This is a genomic window from Candidatus Competibacter phosphatis (assembly GCF_012939995.1).
Classification (GTDB): Bacteria; Pseudomonadota; Gammaproteobacteria; order Competibacterales; family Competibacteraceae; genus Competibacter; species Competibacter phosphatis.
Genome location: NZ_SPMZ01000023.1, coordinates 1 through 19,836 on the forward strand (window position 1 = coordinate 1; position 19,836 = coordinate 19,836).

Consider the following 19,836-nt stretch of genomic DNA (forward strand, 5'->3'; position numbering starts at 1 on the left):
TGGAATTCCTCGGCGGCGATGCGGCCGATGACCTCGTTGTAACGTTCCAGCATCGAGAACGTCCATTCGGACGACTCGGCAATCAGTCGCGACGAGCTCATGACACGCGCCTCTTGAACAGATCCCGGAATACCGGGTAGATGTCGGCCGGGCCGTCGATCTGCCGCATGGCGAAGTGTGGGTGTTGCTCCTTCACTTCCTCGTAGGCTTCCCACAGGCTCTGATGGCGGTCCGGGGTGATTTCGATGTAGGCGTAGTAGCGCACGAACGGCACGATCTGCTTGAGCAGGATGTCCCGGCAGGCCGGCGAATCGTGGTGCCAGTTGTCGCCGTCCGAAGCCTGCGCCACATAGATATTCCAACTGGAGGTCGGGTAGCGCGCGGCCATGGTCTCGCCCATCAGGTGCAGGGCGCTCGATACCACGGTGCCGCCGGTCTCGCGCGAGTAGAAGAACTCCTGTTCGTCCACCTCCTTGGCCACGGTGTGGTGACGGATGAACACCACCTCGATTTTCTCGTAATTGCGCTTGAGAAACAGGTAGAGCAGGGTGAAGAAGCGCTTGGCCAGATCCTTGCGCGCTCGATCCATCGAGCCGGAGACGTCCATGACGCAGAACATCACCGCCTGGGTGGTCGGTTGCGGCTGCTTGACCCGATTGGTGTAGCGCAGGTCGAAGGTGTCGATGAACGGCACCGCCCGCGCCCGCGCCCGCAGGTGTTCGATGTCCTCGATCAACTCGCGGGCGCGGCTGTCGTCCACCGGCGGTTCGGCCAGCAGTCGTTGCAGTTGCTCTTCCGCTTCTCGCAGCCGGCGGGTGTAGGGCGCGGCCAGCGCCATCCGCCGCGCCATGGCCCCCTTCAGCGAACGCACCACATCGATGTTGGCTGGGTTGCCGGCACTACTGAAGCCGGCGCGCACCGATTTGAATTCGGTGAGCTTGGCCAACTGGGTACGCACCAGATTGGGCAGTTCCAGATCCTCGAAGAATAGCTCCAGGAATTCCTCGCGCGACAGATCGAACACGAAATCGTCTTCGCCCTCGCCGCTGTTGCTGGCTTGACCGCCACCACCGCCACTGCCACCGCCGCCCTGCGGCCGGGCGGCTCGGTCGCCGGCGACGAATTCCTTGTTGCCGGGATGGATGGCCTCGCGCTTCCCGCCCGGCCCGTGGCCGAACACCGGCTCGGACAGGTCGCGGGCGGGGATGTTGACTTTCTCGCCGTTGTCGATGTCGGTGATGCTGCGGCCATTCATGGCCTCGGTCACGGCCTTCTTGATCTGATTCTTAAAGCGCCGAATAAAGCGCTGACGGTTGACGGCGCTTTTGTTCTTGCCGTCCAGCCGCCGGTCGATAAGCGTGGCCATGCGCGGTTTCCTCCGAATTAGTCCGTTTACGATGCCTTGCGGACCCGCAAATACCAGTCGGACAGCAAGCGCACCTGCTTGGCCGTGTAGCCCTTGGCGACCATGCGATCGACGAAATCGGCGTGCTTCTTCTGCTCGTCGGCGCTGGCCTTGGTGTTGAAGCTGATCACCGGCAGCAGGTCCTCGGTATTGGAAAACATCTTCTTCTCGATCACCGCGCGCAATTTTTCGTAACTGGTCCAGGCTGGGTTTCTGCCGGCGTTGTTGGCCCGCGCCCGCAGCACGAAGTTGACGATCTCGTTGCGGAAGTCCTTCGGGTTGCTGATACCGGCCGGTTTCTCGATCTTCTCCAGTTCGGCGTTGAGCGCCGCCCGATCGAACGACTCGCCGGTGTCGGGATCGCGGTATTCCTGGTCCTGAATCCAGAAGTCGGCGTAGGTGACGTAGCGGTCGAAAATGTTCTGCCCGTACTCGGAATAAGACTCCAGGTAGGCCTGCTGAAGTTCCTTGCCGATGAACTCGGCGTAACGCGGCGCCAGGTAGCCCTTGAGGTAGGATAGATATCTTTCCTCGGTTTCGGCCGGGAATTGTTCGCGTTCGATTTGCCGCTCCAGCACGTAGAGCAGATGCACAGGGTTGGCGGCGACTTCGATATGGTCGAAGTTGAACACCTGCGACAGAATCTTGAAGGCGAAGCGGGTGGAAATACCGGTCATGCCTTCGTCCACCCCGGCGTAGTCGCGATATTCCTGCATCGACTTGGCCTTGGGGTCGGTATCTTTGAGGTTCTCGCCGTCGTAGACCCGCATCTTGGAGAAGATGCTGGAGTTTTCCGGTTCCTTGATGCGGGTCAGGGTCGAGAACTGGGCCAGCATCTCCAGCGTGCCGGGCGCGCAGGGCGCTTGCGACAACGAACTGTTGGTGAGCAGTTTCCGATAGATCCTGACCTCGTCCGATACCCGCAGACAGTAGGGGACCTTGACGATATAAACTCGATCCAGAAACGCCTCGTTGTTCTTGTTATTTCTGAAGCTCTGCCATTCCGACTCGTTGGAGTGGGCCAGAATGATCCCTTCGAAGGGGATGGCCGACAGCCCCTCGGTGCTGTTGTAGTTGCCTTCCTGAGTGGCGGTCAGCAAGGGGTGCAGCACCTTGATCGGTGCCTTGAACATTTCCACGAATTCCATCAGCCCGCGGTTGGCGCGGCACAAGGCACCGGAGAAACTGTAGGCGTCCGGGTCGTTCTGGGCGAAATGCTCCAATTTGCGGATGTCGACCTTGCCCACCAGCGAGGAAATGTCCTGATTGTTCTCATCGCCCGGTTCGGTCTTGGCGACGGCGACCTGATGCAGGATCGACGGCCGTAGTTTCACCACTCGGAACTGGGTGATGTCGCCGTTGTATTCCTGCAGACGCTTGGCGGCCCAAGGCGACATGATATGACGCAGGTAACGGCGTGGGATGCCGAAATCTTCTTCCAGGATCGGGCCGTCCTCGTCGGGATTGAACAGCCCCAGCGGCGACTCGAACACTGGCGAGTCGGCGATGGCGTAAAACGGCACCTTCTCCATCAACTGCTTGAGCCGTTCGGCCAGCGAGGACTTGCCGCCGCCCACCGGACCGAGCAGGTAGAGAATCTGTTTCTTTTCTTCCAGCCCCTGCGCGGCGTGCCGGAGATAGGAAACGATTTGCTCGATGGCATCCTCCATCCCGTAGAATTCCTCGAAGGCGGGATAGAGCTTGAGCACCTTGTTCTGGAAAATGCGCGACAGACGAGGGTCGTCGCGGGTATCGACCAAGCTCGGTTCGCCGATGGCTTTCAGCAACCGTTCGGGGGCGCTGGCATAGGCGTTCGAGTCACTCTTGCACAGCTCCAGATACTCGTGCAGCGATAGCGTTTCTTCGCGGCTCTCTTCGTAGCGCGATAAATAGCGATTGAAAATCTTCATCGGTCATACCTCTCTATCATGGTCGCGGGAGCGGGGCGGCTTCCCGGTGCGAGCCTTCGGGTTCAACTTCGACGATTCCTTCCTCGATCCTTGCGTCCCGGGCGTGGGCCGGCGGCGAGAGGGTCGCCGCGGAGCTCCAGCGTATTCCTGGCCGGATCGACCGAATGGTCCCGGTGGCGGGTGGTTGCGGTTGGTTTCCTCCGCTGACGCTGCTTGGGGAGATACAGCAATTAACGGACCAACCGCCGCTGGCGGCTGACGGGGTCGGGACCCGGTTACGGGATGGAGCGTAAACGGATTCCATCCAGGTGTTGTTCAAGGTGAAGACAACAAAATCAGTTGCTTGATGGTGCTTGATTCACCTGAAAGCAGGCTGAACAACTGGTGGAGCCGGACGCGAGCAGCCATGAGGCGCAGTCGATCGAAGAGCATGAATCGTTTGTCGATTGCACAAGTTTAGTGCAATGCACTCAAACTGACAGCTCGCGTGTCGATTGGTTTATCCGTTACGCCGCGCGCCGCCTGGCGCGGGTCGCGCGCTGGTGGGGTTCGATTCCAAGACCTGATAGACCACGGGGGCGGTGGGCGGTTCAGAGCTTGGTCGTCACGGTTGGGATGGCGGCGGCTTTGTTGCTAACATCGCTCGCCACGCGGACGCATTAAGGCTACAAGGCATGCCATGAAGATTATCAGCGACTGGTTTCGTCAGCTTTTCAACGATCCCCAGGCGGTCATTTTGACCGTCGTATTGGTGCTGGGCACCAGTGTGGTCCTGACCATGGGCCGAGATCTGGCGCCGGTGTTGGCCAGCATGGTCATTGCCTATCTGCTGGAGGGTGTCGTGCAACTGTTGCGGCGCTGGCTGCATCTGCCGCGGCTGCTGGCGTCCGTGCTGGTGTTTATCCTGTTCGTCGCCTTCGTGCTGTTTTTGCTACTGGGCTTGTTGCCCATGGTGTCCCGGCAGTTGTCCCAGTTGATCCAGCAACTACCCAATATGATCGTCGAGGGCCAGAACCTATTGCTTAGCCTGCCGACGATGTACCCGGAGTTCATTACCGAGGTACAGGTGTTGGGCGTCATCAACGCCATAAAGGCCGAGATCGCCACCTGGGGTCAGAGCGTGCTGTCCTGGTCACTGGCGGCGGGAATGGGCGTCATCACCATCACCATCTACGTGGTGCTGGTGCCATTGCTGGTATTCTTCTTTCTGAAGGATAAGGACTTGATCCTGAAGTGGTTGCACGGCTTCCTGCCGCACGATCATACCCTGGCGCAGCAAGTCTGGCGCGAGGTGGACCGGCAGATGGGCAATTATGTGCGCGGTAAGTTTCTGGAAGTGTTGGTGGTCTGGGCCGCGACCTTCATAGCCTTCGCCCTGATGGGCTTGCAGTTCGCCATGCTGCTCGCCCTGATGGTAGGGTTGTCGGTGATCGTGCCCTATATTGGTGCGGTGGTGGTGACGGTGCCGGTGGCGCTGGTGGCGTTTTTTCCAGTGGGGTTGGGGTTCCGAATTCATGTGGTTGCTGGGAGTTTACCTGATCATTCAGGGTTTGGACGGCAACGTGTTGGTGCCGCTGCTGTTTTCCGAGGTGGTCGATCTACACCCGATCGCCATCATCGTGGCGGTGCTGGTGTTCGGCGGCCTTTGGGGGTTCTGGGGGGTCTTTTTCGCCATCCCGCTGGCGACCGTGGTGCAATCCATTCTGAAGGCGTGGCCCAGGCCGACCCTGCTAGTGGAGAATGAGAATGTGGAGGCCGGCGCTCTTCGGTCCTGACCTCCGCTGGAGCGATACTGGTTTTCGTGGGATTGGCAAGCGCCATCACAACAACGGCGATAGCAGCCGGGCGGTGGATTCGCCCAGCCGCTGACCCAGGGTAGCGCGCCGGCCCGGCTTGACGTAGCGATTGGCGTGGCACAGATCGGCGGCGAAGCCGCGGGCCAGTTGCCCGGCGAGGCCGGCGTCGTACAGCACCGCCATCGCCTCGAAATTCAGCGCCAAACTGCGATTGTCGAAATTGGCGCTGCCCACCGCCGCAATTCGCTCGTCCACCACCAGCAACTTGGCGTGTAGCATGGGCGGGCCGTACTCGTGAATCGTGACGCCGGCACCGACCAGTTCGTCGTAATAGCTACGCGCGGCGGTACTGACCAAGCGGGAGTCGCTCCGCTTGGGCACCAGCACCCGCACCACCACGCCGCGTAAGGCGGCGGTGATCAGGGCGGCGGTCAGCGCCTCGCTGGGGACGAAGTAAGGCGTGGCCAGCAGGATTTGCCGCTGAGCGCCGGTGATGGCGGCGAAATACAGCTTAGCGATGGCGTGGCGATCGTTGTCGGGGCCGGATTCGACGACTTGCAGCCATGGGCCGGCCGCTTCGGCGAAATGGGGAAAAAATTCCGGTTCGAGCGGTTCCTGGCCGGTGGCGAAGTACCAATCTTCCAGGAAGATGAATTGCAAGCGATGAACCGGTTCACCCTCGATGCGCAGGTGCAGGTCGCGCCAGGCCTCCGTTCCTTGCTGGAGATGGCTGTGAGCGTCGCTGACGTTGATGCCGCCAGTGAAGCCGATCCGGCCATCGCAGACCACGATCTTGCGGTGAGTGCGGAAGTTGACGTAGCGCAGACGCAAGCGGCGCAGGCCGATGGGATTGAACCAGGCGACCTGGACCCCGGCGTCCCGCAGCGGTTGTAGAAAGCGACGATTGGCGCGGTCGGAGCCGATGGCGTCCAGCAACAGTCGCACTCGCACTCCGGCGTGGGCCTGGTCGACCAACCGGTCGCGCAATCGGGTGCCGATCCGGTCTGGTGTCCACAGATAGTATTCCAGGTGGATGTGATGCGTGGCGGCGGCGATGCTTGCCTCGATGGCCTCGAAGCAGGCATCGCCGGTTTCCAGCGGGGTCACGGCGATGGCTGGCGTGGGCGTGCCCTGGCTGACCCGCTCCAACAGCAGCGCGAGTTGCCGCTCCAGACCAGCTTCCGGGAAGTGGGGCGGGATGGCTTGGTCGGGGCGTAGGTCACGAGTGGATTGAATCAGGCGCTCGCGGGCGCGACCGTAGCGGCGCCGGCGCCGGTGCAGCCGCCGCGGTCCGAACAGCAGATACACCAGAAAGCCGAAGTAGGGCATGAACAGCAGGGCCAGCAACCAGGCCAGCGTCGCTGCTGGCGAGCGACGTTCCAGGATCAATCCGACCGCGACCAGGGCAATCCATAGCAGCCAGGCCAGCGAGAACAGCGCGATCAGATGATCGGTCATGCGTGGCGCTTAAAGCCGGTCGGACGCGAACTCGGCCAGCCGCGAGCGCTCGCCGCGACGCAGAGTAACGTGGCCGCCGTGTGGCCAATCCTTGAACCGGTCCACCACGTAAGTCAGACCCGATGTGGTTTCGGATAGATAAGGGGTATCGATCTGGGCGATGTTGCCCAGACAAATCACCTTGGTGCCGGGGCCGGCGCGGGTGATCAGGGTTTTCATTTGCTTGGAAGTCAGGTTCTGGGCTTCGTCGATGATCAGATACTTGTTCTGGAAGGTGCGGCCCCGCATGAAGTTGAGAGAGCGGATCTTGATCTTGCTGCTGAGCAGATCGGCGGTGGCGGCACGGCCCCATTCGCCGCCTTCCTGTGGGGCCAGCACTTCCAGATTGTCCATCAATGCCCCCATCCAGGGCGTCATTTTTTCCTCCTCGGTGCCGGGCAGGAAACCGATATCCTCCCCGACCGGAACGGTCACGCGGGTCATGATGATCTCGCGATAGCGTTTCGCATCCAGCACCTGCGCCAGTCCGGCCGCCAGCGCCAGCAGCGTCTTACCGGTGCCGGCGGCGCCGAGTAGGGAGACGAAATCGATTTCCGGGTCCAACAGTAGATTGAGCGCGAAATTCTGCTCGCGATTGCGGGCGGTGATGCCCCAAACCGCATGATTGGGGGTGGTGTGATCCCGGAGGATTTCGATGACGGCTTCCATGCCGCGTAACTGGCGGACGATGAACGCCGCATCGGTTTCAGCTTGAAACAGCCCTTGATTCGGATGCCAGTTGGCGATGTCGGGACCCTGGACCCGGTAGAAGGTGCGACCACTGTCCTTCCATGATTCCATCTCCTTGCCGTGGCTGTCCCAAAAGCTGGTGGGCAGGTTGTGCGTGCCGCCGTAAAGCAGGTTGACGTCGTCCAGCGCTTGGTCGTTGTAATAGTCTTCGGCGTGGATGCCGAGGATGGCGGCCTTGATCCGCAGGTTGATGTCCTTGGAAACCAGCGTGACCTGACGGCGGGGATGATCCTGTTGCAGGGTCAGCGCCATGCCGAGAATGTCGTTGTCCGGGGTGTTACCCGGCAACGTGGCGGGCGGGCTCAGGCGGGTGGGGCGAATCTGGAAATAGAGCCGGCCGCTGCTCGGTTCCCCGAGCTGGTTGACCGGGCCGGGTAGCGGCAGACCCCGATCGATCTCGTCCTTGCTGGCGCCGGCGATCAGATCGTCCAGGAGGTGGCTGACCTGGCGGACGTTGCGGGCGACCTCGGAAACGCCCTTTTTGGCGCGGTCCAATTCCTCCAGCACCATCATCGGCAGGTGGATGTCGTGCTCCTTGAAGCGAAACAGGGCGGTGGGATCGTGCATCAGCACGTTGGTGTCGAGCACGAACAGGCGGCGGTCGGCTGGATGAAGCGGAGGGGGTCGTGACGGCGGTTTGGGGGCATCGGGGCGGAATCGGGCGTCATGGCGCGGGTTTGCGGTTGGGCGGGGGGAGCGGGAAGGACCGGCGCGGCGGGCGCGACAGATATGTGGATCGGGTATCGGCGTGGGTTACGAAGTCAGGGATTCCACCGCCGCCAGCACTTCGGCGGCGTGACCATCGGGTTTGACTTTGCGCCATTCCCGTCGCAGCACGCCCTCCGCATCAATCAGGAAGGTGCTGCGCTGCACGCTCACCACGTCCTTGCCATACATTTTTTTTTGGCTGTAGCACGCCGAACCGTTGGCACAGGGTCTGGTCGGTGTCGGCGATGAGGGGAAACGGAAAGCTTTGCTGGGCGCGGAAACGGTCATGGCTGCGCAAGCTGTCGCGCGATGCACCGAGCACCACCGCGTTCAGGGCGGCGAAGCGGTCGTGCAGGTTCCGGAACTGCTGACCTTCAAGCGTGCAGCCCGAGGTATTGTCCTTAGGGTAGAAATACAGGATCACCCGGTGGCCACGCAGTTCGGAAAGCCGCATGGTTCCGTCGGTCGTGACGGCGCTGAAGTCGGGAGCGGGCTGGCCCACGGTCACATTCATGTCGGTTTACCCCTTGATCGGTTCCAGCACCGCATCCAGGTTCAGGTCGTCGCAGAAATCCAGGAATTCCTCGCGCAGCAGGGCGATGTGGGTGTTGGCCGGAATACCGATGGCCAGGTTGACCGAGAACATCGGCGTGCCGGTATGCGGGGCGCTGTAGCTGCGCGTGACCATGTCCTCGATGTTGATCGAGCGGCTGGCGAAGAAGCCGGCTAGGTGATGGACGATGCCCGGTTGGTTGACCGCCACCACTTCCACGGCGTAGGGCAGGACATCGCCCGCCGGTACGCGGCCCTCGGTGCGTTTGGCGACGATGGTCATGTCCAGCGCCTGCTCCAGCCGCTTGAGTTGCATTTCCAGCTTGGTCAGGGTATTCCAGTTGCCCTGGACCAACAGCAGGATGGCAAACTCGCCGCCCAGCACGGTCATGCGGCTGTCCACGATGCCGCAGTCGCATTCCAGGATCACGCGGGACAGTTCGTTGACCAGACCGGGACGATCTTCGCCGAGGGCGGAAACGACCAGATAGTTTTTCACGGACGGAGCTTCCTACGGGCAAATAATCGGGGAATGATAAACCGCAGTGTACAGGCATCCAGCGGGGGTGAAAACCGCCCTCGCGCCGCCCCACGCGGGCGCTTGTCAAGCTCGCCTGGTATCCGTACCATGCGACGATTGTTTGGAAAATCAGAGAGTATAAGATTATGTTTCGTGGCAGCATGGTGGCGATCGTTACCCCGATGCGCGCGGACGGCGCGCTGGATTTCGAGGCGTTGGCGCGGCTGGTGGAGTTTCATATCGACAGCGGCACCGATGCCATTGTCGCCGTCGGTACCACCGGTGAATCGGCGACGCTCGATTATGAGGAACACATCGCGGTGATCCGCAAGGTGGTGGGACAGGTCAAGGGGCGGATTCCGGTGATCGCCGGTACCGGCGCCAACTCCACCCGCGAGGCGCTGCATCTGACTCAGCGCGCCATGGAGGCCGGTGCCGATGGCTGCCTGTTGGTGACCCCGTATTACAACAAGCCCACCCAGGAAGGCTTGTACCAACATTACAAACTGATCGCCGACAGCGTGGCGATCCCGCAGATTCTGTACAACGTGCCCGGTCGCACCGCTTGCGATATGAAGCCGGAAACCGTCGAGCGCTTGGCCGATATTCCCAACATCGTCGGCATCAAGGAAGCCAGCGGCAGCATCGAGCGCATTCGGGAACTGGTGCGGCGCCTCGGTGATCGCATGGATGTCTACAGCGGCGAGGATGGAATTGCCGCCGAAGCGATTCTCAACGGCGCCAAGGGGACGATTTCGGTCACCGCCAACGTCGCGCCGCGCGCCATGCATGAGATGTGCGCCGCCGCGTTGGCTGGCGACCGCAACCTGACCGAAGCCATCGACAACCGGTTGGCCGAACTGCACAAAGCGTTGTTTCTCGAATCTAACCCGATTCCGGTGAAGTGGGCGGTCGGCCAGTTGGACTTGATTCCACCGGGCATCCGCTTGCCGCTGACGCCGCTGTCCGACGCCTTGCACCCGGCGGTGCTGGCGGCGATGCGGCAGGCAGGAGTGATTGGATAACACCATGACGATTCGATTTTCGTTTTCCCTTTGGCGCGCGATCGCGCTTGCCGTCGCCACCCTGATGGTTACCGCAGGTTGTTCCACCAGCTTCGATACCCTGCTGCCGGACCGGCGGCCGGATTACCGGAAAAGCACGGTGTCGCAGCCGCTGGAAATCCCGCCGGATCTCACCGCGTCCACCATCGACGATACCTTGCTGGTGCCGGAACTCAACCCGGCGGGTTCGGCCAGCCTGTCGACCTACGCCAAGGAACGCGGTGGACCGCAAGCGCAGGCCCGCGCGCCCGAGGCGGTGCTGCCGCAGCAGCCGGGCATTACCCTGGAACAGGACGGCAACCAGCGCTGGTTGGCGATCGCGGCGCCCACCGATCAGGTGTGGCCCAAGGTTCGGGAGTTCTGGACCAGTAACGGTTTTGTCCTGAAGCGCGACGATCCCACCATCGGCATCATGGAGACCGACTGGGTGGAGAACCGCGCCGATATTCCCCAAGACGGCCTGCGCGGCATTCTGAAAAAGTATCTGGATATCCTCTATTCCGCGCCGACCCGCGATAAGTTCCGGGTCCGGCTCGAACGGGCCTCGGACGACAAGGTTACGGATCTGTACCTGACCCATTACGGGGTGGAGGAAGTGGCGGTCGGCGGCGCGTCCGCCAGTGCCAGCAATGCCTATATCTGGCAGCGGCGACCTTCCGATCCGGAGTTGGAAGCCGAAATGCTCAATCGGCTGACGGTCTATCTGGGTGCATCGGAGAAGCGAGCCGAGACCCAGCAGGCCAAGGCGGCCGAGACGGCGGGGCCGCGCGTGCGCCGGATCGAGCAGGGTGGCGAGAGTCAGTTGATCATCGACGAGGACTATTCCCGAGCCTGGCGGTTGGTGGGGCTGGCGCTGGATGGCAGTAATTACGCGGTGGAAGAACAGAACCGCGGTCAGGGTCTGTATGTGGTCGAGTATCGCGATCCCGAAAAAGAGAACCAGAAACCGGGCAGCGAGGGCTTTTTCTCCAAGTTGGCCTTCTGGCGCGACAAGCCGGAAGCACCGGCGGTGGGAACCCGCTACCGGGTTCGGCTGGCCGGTCAGGGTACGCACACGTTGGTGGTGGTTCGCAACAGCAGCGACCAGCCCGACGATTCGGTCGGTGCCCGGCAGTTGCTGGACGTCTTGCAACAGGTCATCAAATAATGGCGAATGGCGAGCGGCGATTAACGGTTCGCCATCTCGCCACGCCTCCGCCCGCTGCGGGATACGCCTTGCGGTGAGCGCGGACATTCGGCGATTACCGCCGCAACTGGTCAGCCAGATCGCCGCCGGCGAGGTGGTCGAGCGCCCGGCGGCGGTTGTCAAGGAACTGTTGGAAAACAGCCTGGATGCTGGAGCGACTCGCATCACCATCGAAGTGGAGCAGGGTGGGGTGCGGTTGATCCGGGTGCGCGACGACGGCGGCGGCATTGCTCCCGCGCAACTGGCGCTGGCGCTGGCCCGTCACGCCACCAGCAAGATCGCCAGCTTCGAGGATCTTCAACAGGTGGTCAGCCTGGGTTTCCGCGGCGAGGCGTTGCCCAGCATCGCTTCGGTGTCGCGGTTGACCCTGACCTCCCGCGTTGCCGGCCAGGACAGCGGTTGGCGCATGGGTGGCGACGGTGGCGATGTCTTCAGCGAGCCGGTGCCGGCGCCGCATCCGCTGGGCACCACCGTCGAGGCGCGCGAGCTGTTCTTCAACGTTCCCGCCCGGCGCAAGTTCCTGCGCGGCGAGCGCACCGAGTTCGGTCATATTGAGGAAGGGGTCCGCCGTCTGGCGCTGAGTCGGTTCGCGGTCGGGTTCCACCTCTGGCACAACCAGCGCGCGGTATTGCGCCTGGAGCCGGCGCTCGACCGGGAAGCCGGCGCCCGGCGGCTGGCGGAGTTGTGCGGCCGGGAATTCGGCGCGGCCAGCGTGTGGGTCGACCGTGGCGAGACCGGTTTGCGGTTGACGGGTTGGTTGGGGTTGCCGGCCGTATCGCGCGCGCAACCGGACTTGCAATATTTTTTCGTCAACGGCCGGCCGGTGCGCGACCGGATCATGGCGCACGCGGTCCGGCAGGCTTATCGGGATATTCTCTATCAGGATCGTCAGCCGGCGGTCGTGCTCTATCTGGACATCGACCCTGACCGGGTCGATGTCAACGCCCATCCCGCCAAGCACGAAGTGCGCTTTCGAGACAGCTCGCTCGTCCACGAATTTATTCGTCGCGCTGTGCAGGCGACGCTGGCCGAGATCAGGCCCGGCACGGCGCCGCGACCCATCGTTCAAGCCGGTGAGCGTTGGCGGCCAGCGGGCGGATCCGGCGGTGGGCCGGTTTCAGCGGAGCGTTGGGAGCTCCGCCAGCCGGGATTGCCGTTGCGGGTGGACGAACAGATGGCGGTGTACGGTCGGATGCACTCGTCTTCGGGTCCCGAACCGGCTCCGGCCGATCCCGCTCCCGTCGCGGATGCCGAACGACCGCCGTTGGGCTACGCGCTCGGCCAGTTGCACGGTTGCTATGTGCTGGCGGAAAACGCCGATGGGCTGGTGGTGGTGGATATGCACGCCGCGCACGAGCGTATCCTGTACGAACGCTTGAAGCGCTTGCAGGCGGAAAACGCGCTCAAGACCCAGACCTTGCTGGTGCCGGTGACGCTCACGGTGGGTCCCAGGGAGCGCCAGTTGGTCGAAGAGCACGGTGCGCTGTTCGCCCAATCCGGTCTGGAGGTGGCGATACTGGGGCCGGAAACCCTGGCGGTGCGACAGGTGCCCGTGTTGCTGGTGGATACCGATATCGCCGGGATGGTACGCGACATGTTGGCCGATCTGGCGGTGCACGAGACCAGTGACCGGTTGGAGGACGCCAACCAAGCGTTGCTGGCCAGTCTGGCCTGTCACGGCGCCATACGCGCCAACCGGCCGCTCAACCTGCTGGAGATGAATGCCTTGCTGCGTGATATGGAGCGTACCGATCGCGGCGGTCAGTGCAATCACGGTCGACCCACCTGGACGCAACTGACGCTGGACGAGCTGGATCGACTGTTTCGGCGCGGACGCTGAGCGGAGAGATCACGGACAGGTGACGACGATGGGCGGGACGAGTCTGGCGACGGATTGTGGACTGGTCGATCCGCGTCCGCCGGTGTTGTTTCTGATGGGGCCGACCGCCTCCGGCAAGACCGCGCTGGCGGTGGCGCTGGCCCAACGCCTGCCGTTCGAAATCATCAGCGTGGATTCGGCGTTGGTCTACCGGGGCATGGATATCGGCACCGCCAAACCCGATGCGGACACCTTGCGGCTCGTCCCGCACCGACTGGTGGATATTCTCGATCCGGCCGAGGCGTATTCCGCCGGTCGGTTTCGGACCGATGCCCTGGCTGAGATCGCCGCCATTCAGGCCGCTGATCGTTTTCCGCTGCTGGTCGGTGGCACCATGCTGTACTTTCGGGCGCTGGAACGAGGCTTGGCGGAGTTGCCGGTCGCCGATCCGGCGATTCGCACCCGGTTGGCCGAGGAACTGGCAGAGCGTGGTGGCGCGGCGTTGCATGGACGATTGGCGCGGTGCGATCCGGCCGCCGCCGCGCGGATTCATCCGCACGACGCCCAGCGCATCCAGCGGGCTCTGGAAGTATATGAACTGACCGGGCGCCCGCTGACGGAACTTTGCGCCCGGCCGTGCGACGAAATGTTACCGTTCCGTGTCGTCAAGCTGATCTTGGCGCCGATGGAGCGGCGGGTTTTGCATGACCGTATTCGAACCCGGTTCCAGCTCATGCTGGAGCAGGGCTTCATTGCCGAAGTGGAGCGCCTGCGCGCGCGTGGCGATTTGGACCTGACCAAGCCCTCGATGCGGGCGGTCGGCTATCGGCAGGTTTGGGAGTACCTGGACGGCTTGTTGGATCGCGTGGACATGATCGAGCGCGCCGTGGTGGCCACGCGCCAGCTCGCCAAGCGGCAGTTGACTTGGCTGCGCGCGGACATGGTGGCGGCATGGCTGGACAGCGGTCAGCCGCGGTTGCTGGAGCAGGTTGTTGTCGAGTTGCGCGCACGCGGGTTTTTCCCCAAGGACACGCAGTGCTTGTGCTAGTATGCGAGCGTTTTAGACCGGCCGCTGTTTCGCCGCCGGCGTGAGCGCGGCATCTTGGGAACGGGGTGATTCCCATGAATAATACACGGCGGGAACGTGGCGAGCCGGTCCGATGGGTATTTCTGAGGGGGTAGGCACGCATCGTGCATGGTGTCTGTGGTTTAGGATGATTTCAAGAATCCTTGAGATTTTTTTTGTATGTTTCGTGCCCATAACAACAAGGGAGAATCGTAATGGCGAAAGGTCATTCCCTTCAGGAACCGTTCTTGAATGCATTGCGCAAGGAACGAATTCCGGTTTCGGTCTATTTGGTCAACGGGATCAAGCTGCAGGGCCAGATCGAGTCTTTCGATCAGTTCGTGGTGCTGCTCAAGAACAGCGTCAGCCAAATGATCTACAAACATGCCATTTCCACGGTCGTACCGGTGCGCAACGTGCGCTTGAATCTGGCAACGGACGACGGCACCGCCGGCGATCCGTCCTGACCGGTTCGAGCGGAATTACGGGGGGGCGTTTTGTTCGAGCGTCCGCGCGGCGGCGAACGTGCTGTTCTGGTGCACCTGTCGCTGGACAAGCCTGAAAGCAGTCAGGATTTCACCGAGTTTCAGGAGCTGGCCGCATCGGCGGGCGCCGAGTGCGTGGCGCTGATTACCGGGCGACGACGCACGCCGGATCCCCGCCTGTTCGTCGGCGGCGGCAAGGCCGAGGAAATCCGGGATGCGGCACGAAGCGGCGGGGCGGAACTGGTCATTTTCGATCACGCCCTGTCGCCCAGCCAGGAACGCAATCTGGAGACGCTGCTGCAATGCCGGGTTCTGGATCGTACCGGCCTGATCCTGGATATCTTTGCCCAGCGGGCGCGCAGTTTCGAAGGCAAGCTGCAGGTGGAACTGGCGCAATTGCGCCATCTATCCACGCGGCTGGTGCGCGGCTGGACGCACCTGGAGCGACAACGTGGCGGCATTGGGCTGCGTGGTCCGGGTGAAACCCAGCTCGAAACCGACCGTCGCCTGCTGGCCGACCGGATACGGCAGATCCGCCTGCGTTTGGATCGGGTCGATCGGCAACGCGAGCAGGGGCGGCGGGCCAGACGCAAGGCTGATCTACCGACAGTCTCGCTGGTCGGCTATACCAACGCGGGTAAATCCACCCTGTTCAATGCCCTGACGCAGGCCGGCGTCTATGTGGCGGATCAATTGTTCGCCACCCTGGATCCGACGCTGCGGCGGCTGGATCTGCCAGGCGCCGAGCCGATCGTGCTGGCCGATACCGTGGGTTTCGTCAGCCGTCTTCCGCACGAGTTGGTGGCGGCCTTCCGCTCGACCCTGCGAGAGACCTGTGAAGCCAGCCTGCTGTTGCATGTGATCGACGCCGGCCATCCGGATCGAGACGACATCATCGCCCAGGTGGACGCCGTGCTGACGGAGATCGGCGCGGCGGAGGTGCCCTGCTTGCGGATCTTCAACAAGATCGATCTGACGGGTGAATCGCCTCGGCTGGAGCGGGACGCCGAAGGGCAACCGCGAGCCGTTTGGTTGTCGGCGGCATCCGGTACGGGCACCGACCTGCTGATCGCGGCGCTGGCCGAGCGTCTGCGAGGCGAGACCATGCATGGTTGGTTATGTCTGCCCCCGGCGGCAGCCCGGTTGCGAGCGCGTCTGTTCAGTCTGGACGCGGTGGTGGACGAGCGGATTGGGCCGGCGGGAGAATGGTTGATCGAGGTGCGCACATCGCGCAGTAATATGGATCTGCTCCGTCGCCGGGACGGCTTGCAAGCGGAATGGGTGCGTTCGGGTCTGGCAATCCCGGCGGTGTGAAGAGTATCGGAGATAACGAATTTTGAGGTACGACATGGCCTGGAATGAACCGGGAGGCGGCAATCGCGATCCCTGGAGTGGAGGCGGCCGCGATCAGGGGCCGCCCGATCTGGATGAGGTGATCCGCAAACTGTCGGACAAGTTTGGCGCCCTGCTGGGTAGTCGGCGTAGTGGCGACGGTGGCGGCGGCGGTGGCGGTGGATCTTCGGGTGCCGGATTTGCCGGGGTCGGTCTGGTGGTCGGGTTGATCGCTCTGATCGGTTGGTTGATCGCCAGTATCTACATCGTCAACGAAGGCGAGCGTGGCGTGGTGCTACGTTTCGGCCGCTATCTGGAGACCACGTTGCCAGGTCCGCACCTGCGGTTGTTCCCCATCGACCGGGTGGAGATCGTGAATGTCGAGCAACGGCGCTTCCGGGAAATCGGCTATCGCTCCGGCGGTAACGGCGGCCGGCAAGCGGCGATCCGTTCGGTGCCGAAGGAGGCGTTGATGCTGACTCAGGACGAGAACATCGTGGACGTGCGGCTGGCGGTGCAATACCAGGTCAAGGATCCTCGTGCCTACCTGTTCCACCTGATCGATCCGGAAAGCGTTCTGGTTCAGGTGGTGGAAAGCGCCGCGCGGGAAACCATCGGCAAAAGCACCATGGATTTCGTGCTGACCGAAGGCCGCAGCGATATCGTGGCCGATATCAAGACCCTGAGTCAGCGCATTCTGGACAGCTACGGTCCGGATCAGCCGGCCGAGGCGCCGCCGACGGGGCAGGAAGCGGTGCAGGCCGGATTGGATAAACAGCAGGGTGGCGCCGGTCTGCAAATCGTGACCGTGGTGCTGCAGGATGCCCAGCCGCCGGAGGAAGTGCAGGATGCGTTCGCCGACGCGATCAAGGCGCGCGAGGACGAACAGCGACTCAAGAACGAAGCCGAAGCCTACGCCAATGAAATCATCCCGAAGGCGCGCGGTCAGGCGGCTCGGCGGCTGCAGGAAGCCTCGGCTTATAAAGAACAGGTCGTCGCCCAGGCCCAGGGCGAGGCCAGTCGCTTCGAGCAGTTGCTGTCGGCGTATCAGAAGGCGCCGGAGGTCACTCGCGAGCGCTTGTATCTGGAGACCTTGGAGTCGGTGTTGTCGCAGACGAGCAAGGTGTTGGTGGATGTCAAGAGCACCAATAACCTGTTGTATCTGCCACTGGATCGACTGCTCAACCCCTCGGCGGGATCGAATGCGGCCAGCCCGGCGACCAGCTCCTTGCCGGAGACCTTGCCCGCCACCTCGTCGACAACGATCGACGGCAGCGCGGCGGCCACGCGTTTGCGCGATCTTAACCGCGGTCGGGAGGTGCGCTAATGGCTCTGTCTCAATTGCCGGTATCCCGGAACGTGCTGTTGGGCGCGGTCTCCGCCGTTGTGTTGCTGCTGTCGCTGTCGCTGTTTACGGTGGATGAAACCCAGACCGCGCTTCGCTTTCAGTTGGGTGAAATGGTCGAGGCGGATTACCAGCCGGGCCTGCACTGGAAATGGCCGCTGATCAACAATATCCGCAAGTTCGATCGACGCTTGCAAACCCTGGATACCGAACCGGAGCGGTTTCTGACCGCTGAAAAGAAGAACGTCATCGTCGATTCCTTTGCCATGTGGCGCATCCAGGACGTGCGACGGTTCTACACGGCGGTGGGCGGCGATCCGGTTCAGGCTAACGTGCGACTGGATCAGATCGTCAAGGACGGCCTGCGCAGCGAGTTCAGCAAGCGCACCATCCAGGAAGTGGTATCGGGTGATCGCGACCAGATCATGGAAACCTTGAGTCGCCTGCTCAAGGAGCAAGCCAAACAGTTGGGGATCGCCGCTGTGGACGTGCGGATTAAGCGGATCGATTTGCCACCGGATGTCAGCAATTCGGTATTTAGCCGCATGAAAGCCGAACGGTTGCGGGTGGCCAAGGATTTCCGCTCGCGCGGCGCCGAGGCCGCCGAGCGTATTCGCGCCGATGCCGACCGGCAAAGCACGGTGATTCTGGCCGAAGCCTATCGCGACGCGGAACGGCAGCGCGGCGAAGGCGATGCCCAAGCCACCGATATCTATGCCCGGGCGTACGGCAAGGATCAGGACTTTTACAGTTTCTCGCGTAGCCTGACGGCCTATCGACAAAGCTTCGGCGACAAGAGCGACATACTGCTGCTACAGCCGGAAGGTTCTCAGTTCTTCCAGTATTTCAATAAATTGCAATGACTGGAAGCGATGGCTGGGTCGACAACGGTATCGCGTCCCCCAGCGAACGCCGCCATGTGGAATGAACTGCTGGCGGCTTTCGGCCTGATGCTGGTGCTGGAAGGTATCTTGCCGTTCCTCAGTCCAGGCCGTTTGCGCCAGACGTTGTTGCAGATGGCAAAACTGGAGGATCGTGCGCTGCGTCTGATTGGATTGGCCAGTATGTTGCTGGGGTTGTTGGTGCTGTATGTATTTCGCTGAGTTCGCCCGATCCATCCTCCACCGGTTTTTCCGGATCTCACTACATTTTCTCCCACCATGACCGCTGAAGATCGCTGGCTTTTGCCTGAAGGCATCGAAGAAATTCTGCCCCCCGCCGCCGGCCGAATGGAGCGGCTGCGCCGCGAGTTGCTCGATTTGTACGAGAGCTGGGGTTACGAACTGGTTACCCCTCCGCTGATCGAGTTTCTGGAATCGTTGCTGACCGGCACCGGCAACGATCTGGAACTGCAAACCTTCAAACTGACCGATCAATTGAGCGGGCGGATGATGGGGGTGCGGGCCGACATGACGCCACAGGTGGCTCGGATCGATGCTCACCTGCTCAAGCGTGCCGGCCCGGTCCGGCTGTGCTACATGGGCACGGTGCTGCGTACCCGCGCCGACGGCTTTGGCGGTTCGCGCAGTCCGTATCAGGCCGGGGTGGAACTGTATGGTCACCGTGGCCACGAAAGCGATCTGGAAGTGTTGATGCTGATGCTGGAGACCCTGCAAACGGCAGGCATCGGCGCGGTGCATCTGGATTTGGGACATGTGGCGGTATTTCGCGAACTGGTCCGTCAGGCCGGATTGGATCGGGAGCGCGAGGGGCTGCTGTTTGAGGCATTGCAGCGCAAGGCCTTGCCGGAGATACGCCAGCAACTGGCCGTCTGGGCACTGCCGGCGCCGTGCGAACAAGCACTGCTGGCGCTGGCCGAACTGAACGGGGGGCCGGAGGTGCTGGACGAGGCGGATTTGCGTTTGGCGGCGACCGACGAGGCCGTGCGCGACGCGCTGGCGATGCTGAGGCGGCTGGTGGCGGCCCTGTTGCAGCGCTGGCCGGAACTGCCGATTCACATCGATCTGGCCGAACTTCGGGGATACCGTTATCACACCGGCGTCCTGTTCGCGGCCTACGTGCCGAGACAGGGGCAGGCGGTGGCGCAAGGCGGGCGCTACGACGAGATCGGTCAGGTGTTCGGTCGGGCCCGACCGGCAACCGGTTTCAGCACCGATCTGGCGACGTTGCTGTCGCTGGCGCCGCCGGTGGAGGCCACCGCTACCGGCATTTATGCCCCACCGGTCGGGGATGCGGCGCTAGAGCAGCGGGTGGCGGCGTTGCGGGGCCGGGGGGAACGGGTGATTCGCGCCTTGCCGGGCGCGGCGGCGGCGCCAGAAACCCTGGGTTGCGATCGACTGCTGGTCCAGCAGCAGGATGGCGAATGGGACGTGGTTCTCCCGCCGCTGCCCTCCGCCGCGAACGAATAGCCTTTTCTCAGGAAATATCGGGATAACACTGA

Annotated in this window: 15 protein-coding genes and 2 pseudogenes; 11 read left to right on the forward strand and 6 right to left on the reverse strand. The window is 62.6% G+C overall.

Annotated features, from left to right (window positions below; genetic code table 11):
• Positions 1-97 precede the first annotated feature (97 nt).
• Positions 98-1,366, reverse strand: coding sequence for a YeaH/YhbH family protein (locus E4P82_RS08550; protein WP_169248491.1), 1,269 nt, complete (start codon positions 1,364-1,366; stop codon positions 98-100).
• 26 nt (positions 1,367-1,392) lie between these two features.
• Entirely contained in the window at positions 1,393-3,315 is a 1,923-nt protein-coding gene (locus tag E4P82_RS08555; protein ID WP_169248492.1) for a PrkA family serine protein kinase, read from the reverse strand.
• A 679-nt stretch (positions 3,316-3,994) separates the two neighbouring features.
• On the opposite strand from E4P82_RS08555, the pseudogene E4P82_RS08560 reads away from it, so the two are divergent.
• Positions 3,995-5,090: pseudogene (locus tag E4P82_RS08560) on the forward strand (AI-2E family transporter).
• A gap of 45 nt (positions 5,091-5,135) precedes the next feature.
• Here the strand turns inward: E4P82_RS08560 and cls are convergent.
• The 4 genes and pseudogenes from cls to E4P82_RS08580 all read right to left on the reverse strand — a co-directional run bounded on the left by cls (position 5,136) and on the right by E4P82_RS08580 (position 9,117).
• The gene (gene cls, locus E4P82_RS08565) at positions 5,136-6,569 is read right to left on the reverse strand and encodes a cardiolipin synthase (protein ID WP_169248493.1); all 1,434 of its coding nucleotides are present in this window, start codon (positions 6,567-6,569) and stop codon (positions 5,136-5,138) included.
• A gap of 9 nt (positions 6,570-6,578) precedes the next feature.
• Positions 6,579-7,925 (reverse strand): PhoH family protein, encoded by a 1,347-nt coding sequence (locus tag E4P82_RS08570; protein ID WP_169248563.1) that lies wholly within the window; start codon positions 7,923-7,925, stop codon positions 6,579-6,581.
• A gap of 186 nt (positions 7,926-8,111) precedes the next feature.
• Positions 8,112-8,580: pseudogene (locus E4P82_RS08575) on the reverse strand (peroxiredoxin).
• 6 nt (positions 8,581-8,586) lie between these two features.
• Positions 8,587-9,117: a glycine cleavage system transcriptional repressor gene (locus tag E4P82_RS08580; protein WP_169248494.1), complete on the reverse strand. Its 531-nt coding sequence runs from the start codon at positions 9,115-9,117 to the stop codon at positions 8,587-8,589.
• Positions 9,118-9,284: 167 nt separating this feature from the next.
• Here E4P82_RS08580 and dapA point away from each other — a divergent pair, with 167 nt between their 5' ends.
• The 10 genes from dapA to E4P82_RS08630 all read left to right on the forward strand — a co-directional run bounded on the left by dapA (position 9,285) and on the right by E4P82_RS08630 (position 19,804).
• Positions 9,285-10,163 carry a 4-hydroxy-tetrahydrodipicolinate synthase gene (dapA, locus tag E4P82_RS08585; protein ID WP_169248495.1) on the forward strand — a complete coding sequence of 293 codons (879 nt, stop codon included), beginning with the start codon at positions 9,285-9,287 and terminating at the stop codon, positions 10,161-10,163.
• Between the two features lie 4 nt (positions 10,164-10,167).
• Entirely contained in the window at positions 10,168-11,349 is a 1,182-nt protein-coding gene (gene bamC / locus E4P82_RS08590) for an outer membrane protein assembly factor BamC (RefSeq protein WP_169248496.1), read from the forward strand.
• Between the two features lie 73 nt (positions 11,350-11,422).
• Entirely contained in the window at positions 11,423-13,228 is a 1,806-nt protein-coding gene (gene mutL / locus E4P82_RS08595; RefSeq protein WP_312914461.1) for a DNA mismatch repair endonuclease MutL, read from the forward strand.
• Positions 13,229-13,256: 28 nt separating this feature from the next.
• Positions 13,257-14,255, forward strand: coding sequence for a tRNA (adenosine(37)-N6)-dimethylallyltransferase MiaA (gene miaA / locus E4P82_RS08600; RefSeq protein WP_169248497.1), 999 nt, complete (start codon positions 13,257-13,259; stop codon positions 14,253-14,255).
• 233 nt (positions 14,256-14,488) lie between these two features.
• Entirely contained in the window at positions 14,489-14,740 is a 252-nt protein-coding gene (gene hfq / locus E4P82_RS08605; protein ID WP_169248498.1) for an RNA chaperone Hfq, read from the forward strand.
• A 30-nt stretch (positions 14,741-14,770) separates the two neighbouring features.
• A complete protein-coding gene (gene hflX / locus E4P82_RS08610) occupies positions 14,771-16,072 on the forward strand; it encodes a ribosome rescue GTPase HflX (protein ID WP_169248499.1) in 1,302 nt (433 codons plus the stop codon).
• 34 nt (positions 16,073-16,106) lie between these two features.
• Positions 16,107-17,417, forward strand: a complete 1,311-nt coding sequence (hflK, locus tag E4P82_RS08615) for an FtsH protease activity modulator HflK (RefSeq protein WP_169248500.1) — start codon at positions 16,107-16,109, stop codon at positions 17,415-17,417.
• Complete coding sequence (hflC, locus tag E4P82_RS08620; protein WP_169248501.1) at positions 17,417-18,298, forward strand: protease modulator HflC; 882 nt, start codon at positions 17,417-17,419, stop codon at positions 18,296-18,298. The genes hflK and hflC overlap by 1 nt, the downstream gene beginning before the upstream one ends.
• Positions 18,299-18,352: 54 nt before the next feature.
• Entirely contained in the window at positions 18,353-18,538 is a 186-nt protein-coding gene (locus E4P82_RS08625) for a DUF2065 domain-containing protein (protein WP_169248502.1), read from the forward strand.
• A gap of 57 nt (positions 18,539-18,595) precedes the next feature.
• Complete coding sequence (locus tag E4P82_RS08630; RefSeq protein WP_169248503.1) at positions 18,596-19,804, forward strand: ATP phosphoribosyltransferase regulatory subunit; 1,209 nt, start codon at positions 18,596-18,598, stop codon at positions 19,802-19,804.
• The last annotated feature ends 32 nt before the right edge of the window (positions 19,805-19,836 follow it).